The following is a 19,266-nucleotide window of genomic DNA, read 5'->3' on the forward strand; positions in this document are numbered from 1 at the left end:
GCCAACTCTCACTTCAAAATGTCGCCACGAAACCCGTAGGGCAGCATGTCGCCCATGGTCACGGTCTCGACCACGCCGGTGTTGTCGCAAAGATAGAGCTTTGTGTCCGGCCGGCAGAATTCCGCCAGCCTTTGCCGGCAGCCGCCGCAGGGCGAGCATTTGGCCATGCGTGAGGCAATGACGGCGATTTCCACAATCTTGCCGCCACCGCCCATGATGTAATGGCCGAGCGCCGTGGTCTCGGCGCACCAGCCTTCCGGATAGGACGCGACCTCGATGTTGGCGCCGGTGAAGACACGGCCGTCTTCGGTGCGCAACGCCGCACCCACCGGAAACTTCGAATAGGGCGCGTAGGCCTTGGCCATGGCCTCCTGCGCGGCTTCGAACAGATCATGCGACATCTAGACGTTCTCTCCGACGATCGTGTTCAAAACCCGGCCATTTGCGTTTCCTGGCGCCTTTCGAGCACCAGCCGCATGTTCGACACAGTGCTCCTGGGCGCCCGGATCAACGTTCCTTGACATAGGGCACGCCGCCGGCGCGCGGCGGGATCGCCTTGCCGATGAAGCCGGCAAGCAGGATCACGGTCAGCACATAGGGCAGCGCCTGCATGAACTGCACCGGCACCTTGCCGATCAACGGTAGCGGCGAACCCTGCAGGCGGATCGCCGCCGCGTCGAGGAAGCCGAACAGAAGGCAGGCGAACATAGCGTTGACCGGTCGCCATTTGGCAAAGATCAGCGCCGCCAGTGCGATGTAGCCCTTGCCCGCGGTCATGTCCTTCACGAAGCCGCCATTCTGCACCATCGAGAGGTAGGCGCCGGCAATGCCGGTCAGCACACCGGTGCAGATCAGCGCCCGGTAGCGCAGCCAGGCGACCGAGATGCCGGCGGTGTCGACGGCGGCCGGGTTCTCGCCGACGGCGCGCAGGCGCAGGCCGAAGCGGGTTCGAAACAACACCCACCAGGTGAACGGCACCATGGCGAAAGCGAGATAGACCAGAATCGAATGGCCAGAGAGCAGCTCGGAATAGATCGGCCCAATGATGGGCACATCGTGGATCGCGGCAGCACCAGGCAGAGTGATGGCCTCGAAACGCTCGCCCGGCTGCAGCGCCGGCGTTCGCCCGCCCTGCTGGAACCAGGCCTGGCCCAGAATGATGGTCGAGCCGGCGGCGACGAAGTTGATGGCCACACCGGAGACGATCTGGTTGCCGCGATGGGTGATCGAGGCGAAGCCGTGCACCAGGGCAAAGGCGACCGACATCACGATCGCCATGCCGAGACCGAGGAAGGCCGAATGGAAGACCGAAGCGGCGGCCGCACCTGCAAAGGCGCCGACCAGCATCTTGCCTTCCAGCCCGATGTCGAAAACGCCGGCGCGTTCCGAATAGAGGCCGGCGAGGCAAGGGAGTAGCAGCGGCACCGACAGGCGTATGGTCGAGTCCAGGATCTGCACGATGGCGATGAAGACGTCCATCTCAGGCGCCCTTCCCTTTGACCGCTTCGATGCCGACCGACCTTGGACTGAACGAGGCGAACAGCGCCTGGACGTAGGGCCGGAACATGTGCTCCAGCGCACCGGCAAACAGGATGACCAAGCCCTGGATGATGACGATCATGTCGCGGGAAATCGCCGGCATTTCGAAGGCAAGTTCGGCGCCGCCCTGGTAGAGCATGCCGAACAGGATCGCCGCCAGCACGATGCCGACCGGATGCAGTCGGCCCATCAGCGCCACGGCGATGCCGACGAAGCCGGCGCCGGAGACGAAATCGATCGCCACATTGTGCTGGTCGCCCATCACCGGGTTCAGCGTCATCATGCCGGCCAGCGCGCCCGAAATCATCATTGCGATGATGATGATGCGGGTCTCCGAAATGCCGGCATAGCGCGCCGCTTTCGGGCTGTGGCCATAGGTGCGCATCTCGTAGCCGAGCTTGGTGCGCCAGATCAGCAGCCAGACCAGGAATGCCATGAGCAGCGCCAGCAGGAAGCAGATGTTGAACGGCGCCGAGCGGATCTTGGCGCCGAACAGTTCGATGATCCAGTTGAGTTTGGGCAGTTCGGCGCCGGCGAGGAAGTTGCGCGTCTGCGGCGCCTGCGACGCCGCCGGCTTCAACGGCCCGACCAGGAGGTAGACCATGATCGAGGCCGCGATGAAGTTGAACATGATGGTGGTGATGACGATGTGCGACCCGCGCTTGGCCTGCAGATAGGCCGGGATCAGCGCCCACAGCGCACCGACGGCGGCTCCGGCGACGATCGCCAGCGGAAAGGTCAGCCACCACGGCAGCACAGTGTCGAAGGCGAGGCAGACCACGCCCACGCCAAGGCCGGCAATATAGGCCTGGCCCTCGGTCCCGATGTTGAACAGGCCGCAATGCGCGGCCACCGCCACCGACAGGCCGGTGAAGATGAAGGTGGTGGCATAGAACAGCGTGAAGGCAATGCCGGTTCCCTTGCCGAAAGCGCCCTCGACCAGGATGACGGCGGCACGAAACGGGTTTTCGCCGACCAGCATGACGACGAAACCGGCAACGATGAAAGCCACTGACAGGTTGATCAGCGGGATCAGCCCATAATCGGCCCAGGCCGGCAGCTTGGCGTAAGGCGTGCTCACTCTGCCGCCTCCTGGCGATCGACGCCTGCCATCAGCAGACCAAGCTCGCCTTCGGTCGCCTCCGGGCCGCGTTCGCCGACGATGCGCCCGGCAAACATCACCAGGATGCGGTCGGACAGCGAACGGATCTCGTCGAGCTCGACCGACACCACCAGCACCGCCTTGCCCTGGTCGCGCATGGCAATCAGCCGCTTGTGGATGAATTCTATGGCGCCGACATCGACGCCGCGTGTCGGCTGGCCGACGATCAGAACACCGGGGTCCTGCTCCATTTCTCGCGCCAGCACGATCTTCTGCTGGTTGCCGCCGGAGAAATTCGCCGTTTTCAGACGCGGATTGCCGGGCCGGATGTCATATTTCTCGATCTTGTCCTTGGCATCGGCCATGATGGCGTCGATGTTGAGGAACGGCCCTTTCAGGTAGCGCGGGTCGTCATGGTAGCCGAGGATCGAATTCTCGTTCTCCTCGAAGGCCAGCACCAGGCCGACATGATGGCGGTCCTCCGGCACATGGGCGAGCCCACGGTCGCGCAACTCGCCGGGATCGGCGGCCCCGGTCAGGTCGATCGGCTTGCCATCGAGCATCACCGAGCCGGAAACCGCGCGCCTGATGCCGGAAATCGCCTCGAGCAGTTCGGACTGGCCGTTGCCGGCGACACCGGCAATGCCGACGATCTCGCCGGCGTGGATATCGAAGGAGATGTCGTCGACCATGGTGACGCCGCGCTGGTCTTTCACCGTCAGGTTCTTGACCGCGAGCTTGACCGCGCCGGCCTCCGTCTCGCCCTTTTCGACCCGCAGCAGCACGCGCCGTCCGACCATCAGTTCGGCCAGTTCGCCGACTGTCGTCTTGCTGGTCTCGCGCGTCGCCACCATCGTGCCCTGGCGCATGACCGAGACATTGTCGGTGATGGCCATGATCTCGCGCAGCTTGTGGGTGATCAGCACCACCGTTTTCCCCTGGTCCTTCAATTGCCTGAGGATGCGGAACAGATGGTCGGCCTCGGCCGGCGTCAACACGCCCGTCGGCTCGTCGAGAATCAGGATTTCGGCGCCGCGATAAAGCGCCTTCAGGATTTCGACACGCTGCTGCAGGCCGACCGGCAATTCCTCGATGATGGCGTCGGGATCGACTTCCAGCCCGTATTCGCGCTCGAGCCGCTCCAGTTCGGAGCGCGCCTTGGCGATGCTCTTTTTCAACAGCGCATCGCTTTCGGCGCCGAGGATGATGTTTTCCAGCACGGTGAAATTGTCGACCAGCATGAAGTGCTGGTGCACCATGCCGATGCCGAGCGCGATGGCGTCGTTGGAAGTCTTGATAGACGCCGGCTTGCCGCCGACGCGGATCTCGCCGCTGTCGGCCTGGTAGAAGCCGTAGAGGATCGACATCAGCGTCGACTTGCCGGCGCCGTTCTCGCCGACGATGCCGTGGATGGTGCCGCGTGCGATCTCCAGATTGATGTCGCGATTGGCGCGAACGGCGCCAAAACTCTTGTTGATGCCGATCAGTTCGATTGCGGCTTGCGCCATGCAGCCTGTCCCACTCTTATTTTTTTATCGCTTGGTCAAAACGCCTAGCATGATGCCCCACCCGTGCCAATTGGCGGCGCAGTGGCCACTCTCGACAAATCCCGGTGCGATTGTCAATTTCGAACGTGGCCGGAGACCTTCACATTCGCTAATATGCAAGGCTCAACAGTCGCATAATTCTGCGACTGCGTGCGTCAGGACCGAAGGATTTTTTTAATGATCATGCCTGTCGACCGGCTGACGACGCTGGAAATCCGCGCCGCCGAGCAGGAAAAGACCATCGAGGAACTGTCGGGCCAGATCGCCGAACAGTGGACGGCGATCGAACGCATGCAGCGCAAGCTCGATGCCCTGACCGGGCGCTTCATGGCGCTGGAGGAACAGTCGGCACCCGACGTGCCGATAACCAAACCGCCGCACTGGTAGCAAGGAGCAGCCGATGGCCAGTGAAAGCGATCGCGTTGCGCGGGCCGGCGACTATGTGCTTGGCCTGATGAACGATCGCGACCGCGAGCGCGCCGAGCGCGACCTTGAGATCGACCCTGCCTTCCGCGACACGGTGATGCGGCTGGCCGAGCGTATGCATGTCTTCGATCGCACGGGGCGGCCATCGGGCGGCAGCGATCGCTGGCAGCTGATCTCGCAACGCATCGCCGAACTGCCGCAGATGCGTGTAGTCGGCCAGGACGAGGTAAAGCCGGTGATCAGCAGACTGGAGCGGAAGCCCTATGGCGTCGGCGTGCATTCGCTCGGCGGCCGGCGTGGCGCCGTCATCGCCATCGCGCTGATCGTGGTGTTTGCGGTGGGTTATCTCGTCGGTCTGTTGTCGACAGGAAGTGCGCTTCTGCCCTGACCTACGGCCAACCGCATACGGCGCTCCCCTCTCCGTCTCAGCTTCGCCGAGCCCGCAACGCCGGAACTGCCGATCTCCCCCCTTGCGGGGGAGATGGCCGGCAGGCCAGAGGGGGGTGTGAAGGATCGCCAACCTTAATGGCTTCCGTTGGGAATGAACGGTGAATTGGCTGTTAGGCCGAGGGACAGCACCCCCCTCTGCCTTGCCAGGCATCTCCCCCGCAAGGGGGGAGATCGGACGTCGCCGAGATCTTCGCCAATCTTCAACGTCCTTCCAACCCTCCAAAAACAAAACCGCCGGGCTTTCACCCGGCGGTTCGAAACCTAAAGCAATTTCAGGAAAAGTGTGAAGCGGTTTTCCGTCCGGAATTGCGTCAAAACAAAGAAATAACTTGCCGATCAATACGGGCAGGCGTTGTCGGCGGTGTAGTCGTGCACCTGGATCGTGCCGGCGATGATGTCGGCTTTCGCCTTTTCGACCGCCGCCTTCATCTCGTCGGTGACCAGCGCCTTGTTGTTGTCGTCCATGGCGTAGTCGACTCCGCCTTCCTTGAGGCCGAGATTTTGCAGGCCGCCTTTGAAGGTGCCGTTCTTGCCGTCCATGAAGGCGGTGTAGACCGCAACGTCGACGCGCTTCAGCATCGAGGTCAGCACCTTGCCGGGCTGCAGGCCGTTCTGGTTGGAATCGACGCCGATGCCGAGCTTGCCGGCATCCGCCGCCGCCTGCAGCACGCCGACGCCGGTGCCGCCGGCCGCGGCATAGACGACGTCGGAGCCCTGGTCGATCTGCGTCTTGGCGATCTCGCCGCCCTTGGCCGGATCGTTCCACGCCGCGGGCGTGTCACCGGTCATGTTCTGGATGACATCGGTCGCACCGGCCGCCTTGGCGCCGCCGACATAGCCGCATTCGAACTTGCGGATCAGCGGAATGTCCATGCCGCCGATGAAGGACACCTTCTTGGACTTCGAGGCCATCGCCGCCAGGATGCCGACGAGATAGGAGCCTTCGTTTTCCTTGAAGACCAGCGAGCGGACATTGGGCATATCGACGGCATCGTCGATGATGGCGAAGTTGAGATCGGGATATTCCTTCGCGACCACCTTCAGCGCATCCTCCCAGGCAAAGCCGGCCATGACGATCGGGTTGCGGCCGTCCTCGGCGAAGCGGCGCAGCGCCTGCTCGCGTTGCGAGGCGTTCGACACTTCGAACTCGACATAGGCGGTGCCGGTCTCGGTCTTGAACTTTTCGGCGCCGTGATAGGCAGCCTCGTTGAAGGATTTGTCGAACTTGCCGCCGAGATCGTAGAGGATGGCCGGCTGGACATCCGCGGCGAAAGCCGGAAGAACCATTGCGGTTGCGGCCAGGAGGCCGAGAACGATACGTTTCATGTGATCCACACCCTGTCGGTTATTTTTTTCCGTTACGCGCCGCCCGCCTGCCCGGTTCTCCGGCAGGCATGCGGCATCAGCCAGGAGTGTACTCCCCTCCCGCTCAAGGCAATCTGGCACGGCCCGAAACAAAATTCACGCGGAATTTTGACCTTTTGGAAAAGCATGCCCCCCGTTGGAAAAACATGCCCAATGCGGTGACAGCTGTGGACGATTGCCGCGTTGTCGTCGCAAGTCCGCTGGGACAACCCATCAGCCCGGCGCGAATTCTCCGCCGCGCCGCCGGCGCCGGTAGCCGATCGCATAGAGGATGAAGGCAAGCACCGCGAACACGGCAAACCCCGGCTGGGCAAGCACCCAGGCGATGCCGCCATCCCATATCGTCGGATTGACCTTGGCGCGCACGAAGGTCTCGAAGGCCGCGCGGGTGTCGGGCGAAACCGCCAGCCAGCTCGAATTCAGCGGCGTCATGACCAATGTGGAAGCCGCCACCGAGCGCGTCGCGTCGAGCACGGCCATGATGACGGCGACCGAGAGTGCGATCATGGCCGCGAGGCGAAACAAAAAACGCAACATCGAAATCTTCCCCGGTCCTCAAGTTCCTCCCGAGGACCTTCCGGTCAAAGGCGAGGAATAGAATGCGCACGCCCCGCGTGCAATCGCCATACGCGAATTTGAAGCCTATCGCCCGCCTATATGGCCACCTTTCGGCTCCGCCGATGGACGAGCCAGACGCCGAGGACGCCGCCGCCAATGGCCCCGACCACCAGCCCGGCAAGGCCGATGAACACCGCGAAGTAGCCGCAGCCGCCTTCGAAACAGCTGATGTCGGTGGCTTCGGCGATCCCCGCGCCAAGCGCGAAGCCGGCGACAGTGCCGACGACGGCGCCGAGGATGATGCCGGCCAGCGCGGCGACGATCGAACCAAAGGCTGACGGTGCCTGCGCTTCCGGCCTTGCATAAAAGGCCTTGGCCTCGTCGCGGCGGCGCAGCAGGTAAATGCAAAACAGGCCGATGACGATTTCGGTGGCGGCGATCGCAAGCTCCCTGGCGGAGACGGTGAAATCGGGCACGGTCAGCGCATAGACCTGCTCGGCCAGCCGCCAGGCGATGGTGGTGATCTGCCAGATGGTGAAATGACGCGGAAAGCGCGCGGAACGGCTGAAGGCGAGGCCGAGCAGATAAAGCCCCCACACGATGGTGACGATGTCGAAGGCCAGTCCGCCAAGCACGAAATAGAAGATCCTGTCCGGCACGCGGGAACTCTCGAACAGCCACCGCGCCGAGACCAGCCAGTAGACCGACCATGCCATGACGAAGAGGAGCCAGACCACGGGCACGAAGGACAGCCCGCTGTCCGGAGGCCCTGCGGGCGTCAGCCCGCCTGGCATGCCTCCGGCCGGCGTTCCGCTGGCCGGCTGTTCATTGCTCGATGTCACGTCTGGACGTTGCCCCCGCAAAGCCTCCGCCGCACTCGACAGGTGGCGAGGGGCGAAGTCAAGCGCGGCCGGCCCTGCCGCCTTGCCCGTGCACACCATTCAGAACCGAAGCGCCTTAGAAGCGGAGCCGTTCAACGCCCCGCGAAACGATGCATGGCCGGCAAAGCGAATAGACTGCCGTTATGGCTTGGCATTCGGCGCCGGATCGACTAGATGAGCCCCGCGCCTGTTTGATTGACGGGCGCCGGGAAGGGCATCCGCTGGTTGGCGGTGTCCATCAAGCGGGTCTTCCCGCAAATCCCAAAGGGATGCATCTCCCCAACCCGCGTGGCAAAACCGGCCGGGCGCGAATGCAAGGACGGAGAGGTGGCCGAGTGGTTGAAGGCGCACGCCTGGAAAGTGTGTTTACGGGAGACCGTAACGCGGGTTCGAATCCCGCTCTCTCCGCCATTATCAAGCCATTGAAACCGCTGCGATTTTCCATCCCAGCGGGTGCGGCTGACTTTACTTCACATGCTCGCCCTGGGTTCATGGCGGATTGCCGGCTTGCTCGCCAAGCCAGGCGCAGAAATGCCGCGGAGCGATCCGGCGGTCGCCGTCACCTGTTCAACCGCCAGAGTTTCAAAGGCGTAGCCGGACCTCTGTCTTCACTCTTCGTGCCCCATCTGTCACCGTCGCAACCAACGCGTTAGTGCCGCCTGGTGCGGTCTCAGGTCGCAGATGAGGTAATTCCATGAATTATAACGATATCGACCTCAATCTATTGCGGGTCTTTGACGTGATGATGCGGGAAAGGAGCGTGACGCGGGCGGCTACCGAATTGGGCAGAACACAATCAGCTGTAAGCCACTCCCTGTCGAAGCTTCGGTATCTATTGCAGGATGAATTGTTCACCAGAGATGGCGGCGAGATGCGGCCAACTCCCCGGGCAGTTGAGCTGCTGTCGAATATTTCCGCCGCACTCGCAACGATCCGCGCATCGATCGACCGGCATCAGATCTTCAATCCAGCAACGACGCGGCGCAACTTTCGCGTTGGACTTACAGATTATCATGCCATGGTTTTCATCCCGGGCCTCATTCGAGAATTTTCCAGGCAAGCTCCTGGCGCGACGCTGAACGTCATTCCCGCAAACGGACCCGAAATCGGTTCATCGGTCTATCTGAGACAAGTTGACTGCGCGCTGACGGGAGCAGCGATACGCGACGACCCAGGTCTCTTGAAGGTGGAGCTTGGCCAGGACCGATTGTTTTGCGCAGTGTGGAGCGGAAGCAAGATCGCCAGAAGCGCAATGACGCTGGAAACCTATCTGGCCAGTTCCCACCTCCAGATTTCCGCAGATGGCCTGGCGGAAGGCCTCGCGGATGCCGCCCTCAAACAGATGGGTCTTCGCCGCAATGTCGTTGCGACCATCTCGAACTATCCGGTGCTGCCCTGGGCGCTTCGCGGCACTGAACTGATTACCCATTGCGGTGATGCCATCCTGCAAATGCTGGATGAGAGGAGTGAGGTGACGTTGGTCCCGCCACCCCTTCCGATAGCGAATGTGAATGCCTGGCTTATTGTTCACCGCCAGATGGCGAATGACCCGGGAACCAGGTGGCTCCGGGAAATCATCGTGGGAATCTACAACGAATCGCGGAGCAAGAGACACCAAGGCACCGTCGGAGCACCGGGGTCGGCCGTAAAATAGGTCGCGCGCGCTGCTTCACCACTCAACCGCTTTTCAGCTGGGAGTGCTTCGCAACTATGAGCAGCGCTCATTTTCACCATGAGAACAATCGATTTGACGAATACTTGGGCTGGAGAGCACATTCCCTTCAACAATAACAGGGGAATGCCGAAATGAGATCAACGTTCAAGGGCCTACTTGCCCTCGCCATCGCGTGCACCGCCTCCTCGGCGTGGTCCGCAACCCTCGATAATGTCAAGAAAAATGGCGTGCTGACCTGTGGCACGAATTCGGCCACGGCTGGCTTCAGCCTTCCCGACAATGAAGGCAAATGGACCGGATTTGTCGTCGATTATTGTCGCGCCGTGGCCGCTGCCGTGCTCGGGGACGCGCAAAAGGTCAAGTTCATCCCATTGACGCCAAAGGATCGCTTCACCGCCTTGCAGTCGGGAGAGATCGACATTCTCGCCCACAACGCAACCTGGACATCGTCCCGCGATACGTCGCTAGGCATACTGTTTGCCGGCACGTATTTCTATGACGGCCAGGGGTTCATGGTGCGCAAGGCGGACAATATCACGTCAGCCAAGGGACTTGACGGCGCATCGATATGCGTCACCCAGGGCACCACGACCGAGTTGAACCTTGCCGATTATTTTCGCTCGCAGTCGATCAAGTACACGACGGTTGGTTTCGCAGACGAGGAAGCTGTAGTGAAGGCTTATGAGGAGGGACGTTGCGACGTCTTGTCCGCAGACACCTCCACCTTGAACGCGTCGCGGCTTCGCATGGCCAAGCCGGACGACAGCATTGTTCTTCCCGAGCTGATCTCCAAGGAGCCGCTTGGCCCGGCCGTGCGGCAGGGTGACGACCAGTGGCTCAATGTGGCGAAGTGGACGCTCTACGTCATGGTGGCCGCGGAGGAATACGGGGTCACCTCCAAGAACGTCGATGCCATGAAATCGTCGGACAACCCCAGCATCCGCCGCTTGCTTGGCGTGGACGGCAGCATAGGCAAGGACATCGGGCTCGGCGATAACTGGCCGGTCGAGGTGATCAAGCAGGTCGGCAATTACGGCGAAGTGTTTGATCGCAATGTCGGCAAGGATTCGCCGCTGAAAATGGAGCGCGGCATGAACGCGCTCTGGAACCAAGGCGGCGTTCAATACGCTCCGCCGATCCGCTAACGCATGTCGCTCAAAAATGGCCCCGGTTTTGAGACACGACATGCATAACGAAGACCCTAAAGCGCGTCGCCTGAGTCCGTTCAATGGCGACGCGCTTTAGGCAAAGGCATGGTTGCAAGGCGCTGGCGTGTTACCGTCAGCGCCTTGCACGGACCCGATAGGAACAGCCCATGTCCCATTTGTCGCTTCCCGCGCCGTCGCGCAGGAGGTTGTCGCTGCACGATACGAAGGTGCGGGGCATCTTCTACCAGCTCTTGCTCGCCGGCTGCCTGCTGGCCTTGGCCCTGGGCATCGGCATGCAGACTGCATCGAATATGCGGGTCCGGGGGATTCCGCTCTCATTCGACTTTTGGAATGAGTCTGCCGGCTTCGACATCAATCAAACCCTGATACCGTACGATGCATTGTCCAGCTACGGTCAGGCGTTCTGGGTGGGAGTGGTCAACACCCTCTACGTCAGTGTCCTCGCAATCCTGTTTGCGACCTTGCTTGGCTTCGTCATCGGCGTTGCCCGCCTGTCGCCGAACTGGATCGTTTCGAAGGTGGCGACCGCCTATGTCGAGCTTGTGCGCAATGTTCCGTTATTGCTGCAGCTGCTGTTCTGGTACAACGCCGTCCTCAAGCCGTTGCCCTCGCCGAAGGCGTCCATCGCCATTCCCGGCGGCATCTACCTCAACAATCGCGGCCTCATCGTTCCGGAGATTCATTTGCATCCGGGAGCGGGTCTGGTGGGCCTGGCATTCGTTGCGGCCATTTCCTGCTGCGTTGCATTCTGGTTTCGCGCCAGGAGCGTCCAGAGACGGACGGGCAAGCAGCTGCCGGTGCTTCTGGTCAGTCTGGCGATCTTGACAGGATTTCCGTTGGTCCTTTTCCTGGCGGCTGGCGAGCCGGTCTCGTTCGTCGCTCCGCAGCTGCGGGGTTTCAATTTTCAAGGCGGGCATCAGCTCTATCCGGAGTTTGCCGCTCTCCTGATCGGTCTGTCGGTCTACACCGGTTCATACATCGCCGAGATCGTGCGAGGTGGAATCCAGGCAGTGCCAAAGGGCCAGACCGAGGCTGCGCATGCGTTGGGGCTGGCGCCGGGCAAGACGCTTCGTCTGGTCGTCGTTCCCCAGGCGCTGCGCATCATCATTCCCCCTTTGACAAGCCAGTATCTCAACCTCATCAAGAACTCGTCGCTTGCCGTGTTCATCGGCTATCCCGACCTCGTTCAGATCTTTGCCGGCACGGTGCTCAATCAGACCGGAGCCGCCGTCCAGGTCATGGCGATTACTCTGTCGGTCTATCTCGTCATCTCCCTTGCCACGTCGTTGGTCATGAACGCGTGCAACCAACATTTTGCAATTGTTGAAAGGTGACGGATGAGCGATCAGTCCATGCGTTCGCCAATTGTGATCAGCGCGCTCATACCAGCCATGGCGCCTCCCGCGGACGTTCGACCGGGTCCAGTGAGCTGGATGAAAAAGAACCTGTTTTCGACGCCGTCTTCAGGCGCGCTGACAATATGCTTTGTCCTCCTCGCCACGTGGCTGCTGCATCACTTCCTGAGCTTTGCGATCTTCAACGCGGTCTGGAGCGCCGGCCATGAAGCTTGCCGTGCGAACAGCCAGGGGGCTTGCTGGCCTTTCATCGCCGAGAAGTTCGACTACCTGCGATACGGCGCGTATCCGGTTTCCGAGCGGTGGCGGGTGGACCTTGCGCAGGCGATCGGCGCCATCCTCATCGGTTGGCTCCTGTGGACGAAGGCTCCGCGGCGCAAAGTGGCGGCGTTGCTGTTCTTCCTCGTCTACCCCGTGGCCGCGTTCGTTCTCGTGCGCGGCGTTGCCTGGCTTCATTTGCCTGTCATCGATACGACGCTCTGGGGCGGTCTCTTGATCACGTTGCTGATGTCGATCGTGGGTATCGTCTTCTCGCTTCCGATCGGGGTTATCCTGGCGCTTGGACGCAGGTCGGAACTCCCTTTCGTCAAGACGGTTTGCGTCACGTTCATCGAAGTCGTCCGCGGCGTGCCGTTTATCACAGTGTTGTTCATGGCGAACTTCATGATGCCGCTCTTCGTCCCGGATTATCTGACGCCTGATCGACTGTTGCGCCCGCTCATCGCGATAGCGTTGTTCTCGTCCGCCTATATGGCCGAGGTCGTGAGAGCCGGCCTTCAGGCGATCCCGAAGGGCCAACACGAAGCGGCCAAGGCGCTCGGGATCGGCTACTTCGACATGATGCGCCTGATCGTCCTCCCTCAGGCGTTGACGATCGTCATACCGAGCATCGTCTCGACCTTCATCGGTCTGTTCAAAGACACGACTCTGGTCGCCATCGTCGGCATCGCGGATTTCCTGAAGGCCGTCGAAACGGCGCGCGTCGATCCGAACTGGGCAGGCCCGACGATCTCATCAACCGGCTACCTCTTTGCGGGGTTGGTCTACTGGAGCTTTTGCTTCGGCATGTCGCGTTACTCGCAATCTATGGAGCGCCAATTGGCGCGTGGCCACAAATCCTAGGAGGCGATGATGATGCCACAAGCAATGCCCGCGGCAAGGTGACTATCAAATGGCTTGTGCAGACACGCCCGCATCGGCGCATGGGCAGCGACATATCGCGGGAATAGATTTCGACCAGATCCACGACCGTCGGCAGTTCGGATCCGTCAAATGGGCCAACCAGTGGGACGAGTTCTCTCCCCAGGTCGAGGGCCAGGACCTGCTGTCGCTGTGGACGGCGGATATGGACTTCCGCGCTCCGGAAACCGTCATCGCGCGACTGCGCGAGGCTGCGGAGCATGGCATTTACGGCTACACACGCCGCGATCCGCGCCACTATGAGATCGTGCAATCGTGGTTCGCGCACCGGCACAACTGGTCGCCGAAACTGGAGACCTTGCTTCCCGCGCCGGCGATCATGCCGTCCGTGGCTGCGATACTGCGAACCTTCACCAAGCCCGGTGACGGCGTCATTGTGCAGTCGCCCGTGTACTCGCCCTATTTCGAAGTTGTTCAGGGAAACGGGCGGGTTCTGCTTACGAACCGGCTGAGGCTGCAGAACAACAGATATGAACTTGATCTGGAGGATTTCGAGAAACTGGCGGCCGGCGGTGCCAAGGCATTCCTGCTGTGCAATCCTCACAACCCTGCCGGAATGGCCTGGACCCTCGAAGAATTGGCGGCGCTCAACGACATCTGCGAGCGCCATGGCATCCTGGTCATATCCGACGACATTCACTGCGACATAAGGTTGTCGGATCGCCCCCACATCGTCTTCTCCTCCATCTCGGAAGATGCTGCCGAGAAATCGTTCATCTGCACCGCTCCAACGAAGACTTTCAATCTTGCCGGGGTTCCTTCGGCAACCATTTCGGTAGCCAGCAAAAAGCGCCGCGAGGCGCTTCTTGCCGCAATGCAGGCGTCATTCATGGTGAATGCGAACTTTTTCGGCCGCCTGGCTTTGGAGGTTGCTTACAGCAGCGGCGCGCCATGGCTCGACCAACTCACGCACTACATCGCCGGCAACATCGATCTGGTTTGCGAGTTCGCCGGTGAACACCTTCCAGGCATCACGCCCATGCAGCCCGACGCATCGTTTCTGGTGTGGTTGGACGCGTGCGCGCTCGATGGCCGAGTGGGTGGAATTCAGAAGTTCTTTGTCGATCGGGCCGGGGTTAATCTCTATGACGGCCGCGTCTATGGGCCTGGCGGCGAAGGCTTCATTCGCCTGAATGTCGGCTGCCCGCGTGCTCTGTTGCGCCAAGGGCTGGAGCGCATGTCCAGCGCGCTGGCATCCCTGTGATCGAGCGCCAGGGTGCTTCGGATGCGAGCCTGGTACTTGATGCCGGCAGCCGGTAAGGAAACGTCCGAGGCCGACGAGCCGGGTGGCCCGCTAGTCCGGATTCCATAGCCGTGCCGGACACGACGCTCAAGCCAAGGTCGACATGTCCATCTCGATCGCCGCTACCATTTCACAGCGAACCCGAGCTTGGCGCCCAGGGCATGGCTGTCGCCAAAATCCTTGAGACTTGTCCGCACGGTGCCTTCCCCGAAGACTGCGTAGCGGCCGTCCGCCCAGCTCAACGAGCCACCAAGGCCGACACCGCCCCACAGCGCCTGATTTTCGCTGACCAGCTTCGTGCCAGACACATCGACATCATTTCCGTCGAGGAAGTCGTAGTAAAGGTTGCCGAGCCCATAGATGTGCGTACGGCTTACCTGCCCCGCTTCGTCCACCCACTGGTCTTCATAGTCCGCGGAGAGGCCGAGGCGGCCAACGAGGCTGTTGCTGCTGCCGGGCGACACGACGGCGCCAAACGGGTCGGTGAACGTGTCGAAGTCGACCGACGAATAGACAAGCTGGGCTTGGGGCGTCAGCGACCAGTTGCCGTTGAGGGCGATCTTCTGTCCGGTCTCGATGCTCAGCCCGTAGCCGAAACCGTTGTTGCCGTCCGCAAGCGTGGTGCCCAGCGTGGCCGACCGGATGTCACTGTCATACCATGTCGCCTCGGCCTGCGCGTCGACGTAGAAGCCACCGCTGCCGAACCAGGTGAGCGTGCTGCCGACGCCGTAGCCGGTGGCAGCGATCGACCCTGCCCCGAAGATCGAGGAGACGTCCGACGACGCGGTTCCGTAGTGGGCCGTAATCCCTCCGATCAGGGTACCGGCGTCGCTTTCGTGCAGCAGGCCATCGACGCCGGCCTGCAGCTTCCAGGTGGTCACATCATAGTTCGTGCCGGAGGTCGACGTCTCCGGCTTGATCTCGGCATGGGCAGCTTCGATGCGCGCCCATATCGCCTTGCCGTCGACCGAGCCCTGGCCTGGCAGGTCCGCACCTTGCGGCGTAGCACCCTCGCCCCACGACCGATTGCCAATGCGTTGCTGCATGGTGCCCAGTTCATTGAACGCCTGCAGCACCCCTTCATAGGCCTCGTACAGCGGCACGCCGGGCGAATAGAGCGGCTGCGGATCGGGATCGCCGTTGACCAGGGCCGAGCGCAGATACCAATCGCCATCGGCCGGTGTGCTGACGCCGCCTTGGTAAAGCCTGTAGGCATAGGCGCCCGCGACGACCGCTGCATCGCCTTCGAAGGTATAATTGCCGTCGAGCGAGAAGCTGCCGTTCGAGACGCCGCCGACGTCGACGATCTTGATGCCTCCGACCGTTTGGGCGCCCGACCCGCCGAAATTGACGACCTGAAGGGTACCCGTCCCTGACGTGTTGCCGGCGATCACCAGCATGTCTGTCGGCGAACCGTCACCACCGAGCGCAGCGTTGAGAACGACGGCGCCGCTATTGCCGACATAGTCGCCGCTTACGGTAAGTGTGTCGCCTGGGACGCCACCCGCGATGCGCACCGTTCCGGCGTTGCTCAGCCCCGCAATCGTCTGGGACGTGCCGGCAAGATCGAGCGTGGCGCCCGAGGCGACGGAAAACTGCGAGGAGGAACTGAACGCGTTCGCAGCGCCCGCGGCAAGCGTGCCGCCGCTGACCGCAGTGGCGCCGGTAAAGCCTGAGTTGTCCAACGCAAGCAGCAGCGTGCCTTGGCCGTCCTTGATGAACGTACCGGCGCCCGAGAGCACGCCGGCATAGCTGGCGGAGGCGACTTGGTCGAATGTGAAGGAGGCGCCGGCGCCGATCGCGACATCGCCACCGAAGCGCTCGGCCGCCGAGACGAGGCCGCCTTGATTGACGGTCCAGTCCAGCAGCGACGTGCCTGACAGCGTCAGCACGCCGGCGCCATCCTTCATCATTGCGCCGGTGCCGGAGATATCGCCGGCGAAGCTGGCGTCCGCCGCCTGGTCGAACACGACAGTGCCGGAATTGCCGATGTCGCCACGAATCGAGGTTGCATCGCCGACCAGCGTGCCAGCGCTGACCAACGTGTTGCCGCCATAGCTGTTCGTTCCCGTAAGCGTCAGCGTGCCGGCGCCGGTCTTGGCAAGGCTGCCAGCGCCAGAGATCGCACCGGACAAGGTCAGGTCGGCCACAGTGTCGAAGGTGCCGCCGGCCGACGAAAGCGTGACGTCGCGCGCCGAGCTGAACGCCGCTGTGTTGCGCAGCGTCCCGCCGGAGAGCGTCAGGCCGCCAGCGGCAACGCCGAGATTGTTGTCGGCTGAAACAGATAGCACGCCGCCCAGGACGGTGGTGCCGCCCGTGTAGGTGTTGGCGCCGGACAGCACCAGCGTGCCCGCATCGGTCTTGGTCAGGCTGCTGGTCCCGGTTAGCACGGAGGCGATGGTGGCGGTGTAACCTGCTCCGGCCACCGTGCCGTCGCCGACCCGAATGATGCTCTCGCCGCCAGCGCCATCAAGCGTGATGGCGTCGCCTTCGATGCGGTAGCCATCGGCGGCGAATTGCATGCCCGTAATCGCAAGCGCGCCGGCGCTGCCGTCGGCGATGACGGTGCCGCCGAGCGTCTGGAAGATGGCGAAGCCGGGCTGCGGCTTCATCGCGCCAGTTACCAGGCCGGTGCTCGTCGTCCAGTTCAGGCTTGTCGCCGTCCACGTGCCGTTGCCGCCGTCGACCAGATCATTGTTGGCATTGCCGGCCGCGTCACCATCCCAGAAGAGCAAGTCGGTGCCGACGCTGCTGACGAGATTGACCTGGTTGGCGACGGAGGTCTGCACCGTCAGGTCGGCGGCCGTGACACCGGCCGGCAGATTGCCGAGCTCGAGACCATTGTCGGTGAGTGCGCCGCCATAATTGATTAGCCGGTAGACGCCAGGCCCGAAGCCGCCGACATCGGTGATGTTGAGGCTGCCGTCCAGCGTCAGCGCGCCGGTCACCTCGATCAGGTCGTTGACACCGCCGCCGACAATGCCCGCCTGGCCGAGCTCGTAGTCGAGCATAGAACCGGAGCTCAGGCTGAGCGATCCGACCGTAAGCGTGCCAGGGCTGGACCCCGGCGCCAGCACACCGCCATCGGCGACGATCACCGCGCCGCCGATCGAGCCGGAGCCGCCCAGCGTGCCGCCGCTGTTGACCGTCGTTTCGGTGCTGCCGAGCGAGCCCTCGACGATAAGCTTGCCGCTGTCGACGGTGGTGCGGCCGGAATAGGTACTGTCGCCCTTGAGCACCAGGGTGCCGGCGCCCTCCTTGTAGACGCCGCCCACGCCGCTCAGCTCGCCATTCGCGGTCAGCGTCGTACCCGCCGCCGCGCGGAAGTAGCCATAGGCGGAAGTGAGCTTGACATCGCGGCTCATGGCGAAGCTTGCTGTCGTGCCGAGTTCGCCGCCGTCGAGTGTCAGCAGGCCCGTAGCGGCACCCAGATTCTGGTCCGACGCGACCGAGATGCTTTTGCCGGTCCCGACCTTGGTGCCGCCGCTGTGGGTGTTGGCACCGGTCAGCGTCAGCGTGCCGAAGCCTTCGATGTCGACGCTGCCCGAGCCGGAGATATTTCCGCCGAAGGTGTGGGGGCCGAGGTCGAGAAACGAGACAGCGCCGTTGTCCAGGATGTCGCCACGGATCGCCACGGTGTTGCCGGCAAGCGTTCCTGCATTGACGATGTTGCCACCCGTATAGCTGTTGGACAAATTGCTGACGTTGAGCGTGCCGGCGCCGCTCTTGACCAGTGTGCCGGTGCCGGTCACCTGGCCTGACACGTCCAACTGCGTGCCTGCCACCGTGTCGAACCCGCCGGTCGAATTGATCAGGACATTGCGATTGGTGGCGAAGCTGGTGGTCGTGCGCAACGTGCCGCCGTCGAAGGTCAAGCCGCCCGAGAGGGCGCCCAGATTGTTGTCACTCGAAATTTGCAGGGTCCCGCCGGACAAGGTCCAAGGCGTGACGGCAGTTGTCGTCCCCGTTAGGGTCCAGGTGCTGTTTCCGGTTTTCTCGTAGAACCCAAACCCGTCATATTTGGCGCCAGCGCCGATCTGCGACACACCGAAACTGGCGCTGATATCGCCACCCAGCTTGAATGTATCCGCGGCGCTGAAAGCGACCACATTGCCTATGATGGTGGAGCCGGCCTGAATCTCCAGCGAATTGACGCCGCCGGTGAACTGGATGGCTTTGCCGGCTGCCGGCGTTCCGCCACCGGTGCCGACGGCACCGCCGCTGATCGTACCCGCATTGATGACCGCGATGTTGGCGCCCTTGATCCCTGCGGCGCCATCGCCGCCTGCCAAGGAGCCCTGACCGCCACTGCCGCCAACGATCGTCGCACCTAGCTTGTTGATGACGGTTCCACCTGAAAGCAGCAGAACAGCGGCGCCACCGTCCCCACCGCCGCCGAGAACTGTTCTTCCACCGGCACCCCCGAGCAGATTCCCGCTGTTCTGGATTGTCCCGCCGCCCATCAGGACGATGGCAGCTGCGCCGCCGCCACCACCTGCTTGGACCCCAATTGTGGAAAGACTCGTGCCGCCGGTAACGCTGCCGCCCGCCTCTACAAACACGTTTGCGGACGAGAATATGCCGACGCCGCCACCACCGCTGCCGCTGTTGCCATTGGTCCCACCTCGGCCGCCAGTGCCACCACTCACCGATCCTGTGCCAGTGACTGTAACGTCGGCCGTGGCACTGACGCCCACACCGCCACCGCCACCGCCGCCGCTCCTGACGACGCCATTCGTGCCAGGGGAGCCCAAAG

At 62.5% G+C, this 19,266-nt stretch carries 15 protein-coding genes and 1 tRNA gene; 8 read left to right on the forward strand and 8 right to left on the reverse strand.

The window, feature by feature from the left end; all coding sequences use genetic code 11:
- Window positions 1-8 precede the first annotated feature (8 nt).
- From cdd to NKI05_RS03325, 4 genes are all read right to left on the reverse strand, one after another.
- Window positions 9-401 (reverse strand): cytidine deaminase, encoded by a 393-nt coding sequence (gene cdd, locus NKI05_RS03310; protein WP_023683183.1) that lies wholly within the window; start codon window positions 399-401, stop codon window positions 9-11.
- A 106-nt stretch (window positions 402-507) separates the two neighbouring features.
- Window positions 508-1,479: an ABC transporter permease gene (locus NKI05_RS03315; protein WP_352792173.1), complete on the reverse strand. Its 972-nt coding sequence runs from the start codon at window positions 1,477-1,479 to the stop codon at window positions 508-510.
- 1 nt (window position 1,480) lies between these two features.
- A complete protein-coding gene (locus NKI05_RS03320) occupies window positions 1,481-2,620 on the reverse strand; it encodes an ABC transporter permease (RefSeq protein WP_023686470.1) in 1,140 nt (379 codons plus the stop codon).
- Entirely contained in the window at window positions 2,617-4,149 is a 1,533-nt protein-coding gene (locus NKI05_RS03325) for an ABC transporter ATP-binding protein (protein WP_023686471.1), read from the reverse strand. The genes NKI05_RS03320 and NKI05_RS03325 overlap by 4 nt, the downstream gene beginning before the upstream one ends.
- Window positions 4,150-4,368: 219 nt before the next feature.
- Between NKI05_RS03325 and NKI05_RS03330 the strand changes: the two genes are divergently transcribed.
- Together NKI05_RS03330 and NKI05_RS03335 are read left to right on the forward strand one after the other, a co-directional pair.
- On the forward strand, window positions 4,369-4,575 hold the full coding sequence (locus NKI05_RS03330) for a SlyX family protein (protein WP_196813821.1): 207 nt from the start codon (window positions 4,369-4,371) through the stop codon (window positions 4,573-4,575).
- Window positions 4,576-4,588: 13 nt separating this feature from the next.
- Entirely contained in the window at window positions 4,589-5,002 is a 414-nt protein-coding gene (locus tag NKI05_RS03335) for a hypothetical protein (RefSeq protein ID WP_023686472.1), read from the forward strand.
- Window positions 5,003-5,400: 398 nt separating this feature from the next.
- On the opposite strand, the gene NKI05_RS03340 is transcribed toward NKI05_RS03335, so the two are convergent.
- The 3 genes from NKI05_RS03340 to NKI05_RS03350 all read right to left on the reverse strand — a co-directional run bounded on the left by NKI05_RS03340 (window position 5,401) and on the right by NKI05_RS03350 (window position 7,829).
- Window positions 5,401-6,390 carry a BMP family lipoprotein gene (locus tag NKI05_RS03340; RefSeq protein WP_023683177.1) on the reverse strand — a complete coding sequence of 330 codons (990 nt, stop codon included), beginning with the start codon at window positions 6,388-6,390 and terminating at the stop codon, window positions 5,401-5,403.
- A 252-nt stretch (window positions 6,391-6,642) separates the two neighbouring features.
- The gene (locus NKI05_RS03345; RefSeq protein WP_023671119.1) at window positions 6,643-6,966 is read right to left on the reverse strand and encodes a hypothetical protein; all 324 of its coding nucleotides are present in this window, start codon (window positions 6,964-6,966) and stop codon (window positions 6,643-6,645) included.
- Window positions 6,967-7,082: 116 nt separating this feature from the next.
- Complete coding sequence (locus NKI05_RS03350) at window positions 7,083-7,829, reverse strand: hypothetical protein (protein WP_023814650.1); 747 nt, start codon at window positions 7,827-7,829, stop codon at window positions 7,083-7,085.
- A 360-nt stretch (window positions 7,830-8,189) separates the two neighbouring features.
- On the opposite strand from NKI05_RS03350, the gene NKI05_RS03355 reads away from it, so the two are divergent.
- The 6 genes from NKI05_RS03355 (at window position 8,190) to NKI05_RS03380 (ending at window position 14,471) form a co-directional block, all read left to right on the forward strand.
- Window positions 8,190-8,279: transfer RNA gene (locus tag NKI05_RS03355), tRNA-Ser, on the forward strand.
- A 283-nt stretch (window positions 8,280-8,562) separates the two neighbouring features.
- The gene (locus NKI05_RS03360; protein WP_023686474.1) at window positions 8,563-9,522 is read left to right on the forward strand and encodes a LysR family transcriptional regulator; all 960 of its coding nucleotides are present in this window, start codon (window positions 8,563-8,565) and stop codon (window positions 9,520-9,522) included.
- A gap of 152 nt (window positions 9,523-9,674) precedes the next feature.
- On the forward strand, window positions 9,675-10,688 hold the full coding sequence (locus tag NKI05_RS03365) for an amino acid ABC transporter substrate-binding protein (protein ID WP_023686475.1): 1,014 nt from the start codon (window positions 9,675-9,677) through the stop codon (window positions 10,686-10,688).
- 170 nt (window positions 10,689-10,858) lie between these two features.
- The gene (locus tag NKI05_RS03370) at window positions 10,859-12,046 is read left to right on the forward strand and encodes an amino acid ABC transporter permease (RefSeq protein ID WP_023686476.1); all 1,188 of its coding nucleotides are present in this window, start codon (window positions 10,859-10,861) and stop codon (window positions 12,044-12,046) included.
- Window positions 12,047-12,064: 18 nt separating this feature from the next.
- Window positions 12,065-13,189 (forward strand): amino acid ABC transporter permease, encoded by a 1,125-nt coding sequence (locus NKI05_RS03375; RefSeq protein WP_502898753.1) that lies wholly within the window; start codon window positions 12,065-12,067, stop codon window positions 13,187-13,189.
- Between the two features lie 49 nt (window positions 13,190-13,238).
- Window positions 13,239-14,471: a MalY/PatB family protein gene (locus NKI05_RS03380; protein WP_352666757.1), complete on the forward strand. Its 1,233-nt coding sequence runs from the start codon at window positions 13,239-13,241 to the stop codon at window positions 14,469-14,471.
- Between the two features lie 161 nt (window positions 14,472-14,632).
- On the opposite strand, the gene NKI05_RS03385 is transcribed toward NKI05_RS03380, so the two are convergent.
- The gene (locus NKI05_RS03385; protein ID WP_352792174.1) at window positions 14,633-19,159 is read right to left on the reverse strand and encodes an autotransporter outer membrane beta-barrel domain-containing protein; all 4,527 of its coding nucleotides are present in this window, start codon (window positions 19,157-19,159) and stop codon (window positions 14,633-14,635) included.
- Between the last annotated feature and the right edge of the window lie 107 nt (window positions 19,160-19,266).

It is taken from the genome of Mesorhizobium sp. M0771 (genome assembly GCF_040320155.1).
Classification (GTDB): Bacteria; Pseudomonadota; Alphaproteobacteria; order Rhizobiales; family Rhizobiaceae; genus Mesorhizobium.

Coding starts and splice junctions, on each gene's coding strand:
- cdd (WP_023683183.1), bottom strand. CDS start 401: ATGTCGCATGATCTGTTCGAAGCCGCGCAGGAGGCCATGGCCAAGGCC.
- NKI05_RS03315 (WP_352792173.1), bottom strand. CDS start 1,479: ATGGACGTCTTCATCGCCATCGTGCAGATCCTGGACTCGACCATACGC.
- NKI05_RS03325 (WP_023686471.1), bottom strand. CDS start 4,149: ATGGCGCAAGCCGCAATCGAACTGATCGGCATCAACAAGAGTTTTGGC.
- NKI05_RS03335 (WP_023686472.1), top strand. CDS start 4,589: ATGGCCAGTGAAAGCGATCGCGTTGCGCGGGCCGGCGACTATGTGCTT.
- NKI05_RS03340 (WP_023683177.1), bottom strand. CDS start 6,390: ATGAAACGTATCGTTCTCGGCCTCCTGGCCGCAACCGCAATGGTTCTT.
- NKI05_RS03345 (WP_023671119.1), bottom strand. CDS start 6,966: ATGTTGCGTTTTTTGTTTCGCCTCGCGGCCATGATCGCACTCTCGGTC.
- NKI05_RS03360 (WP_023686474.1), top strand. CDS start 8,563: ATGAATTATAACGATATCGACCTCAATCTATTGCGGGTCTTTGACGTG.
- NKI05_RS03365 (WP_023686475.1), top strand. CDS start 9,675: ATGAGATCAACGTTCAAGGGCCTACTTGCCCTCGCCATCGCGTGCACC.
- NKI05_RS03370 (WP_023686476.1), top strand. CDS start 10,859: ATGTCCCATTTGTCGCTTCCCGCGCCGTCGCGCAGGAGGTTGTCGCTG.
- NKI05_RS03375 (WP_502898753.1), top strand. CDS start 12,065: ATGCGTTCGCCAATTGTGATCAGCGCGCTCATACCAGCCATGGCGCCT.
- NKI05_RS03380 (WP_352666757.1), top strand. CDS start 13,239: ATGGCTTGTGCAGACACGCCCGCATCGGCGCATGGGCAGCGACATATC.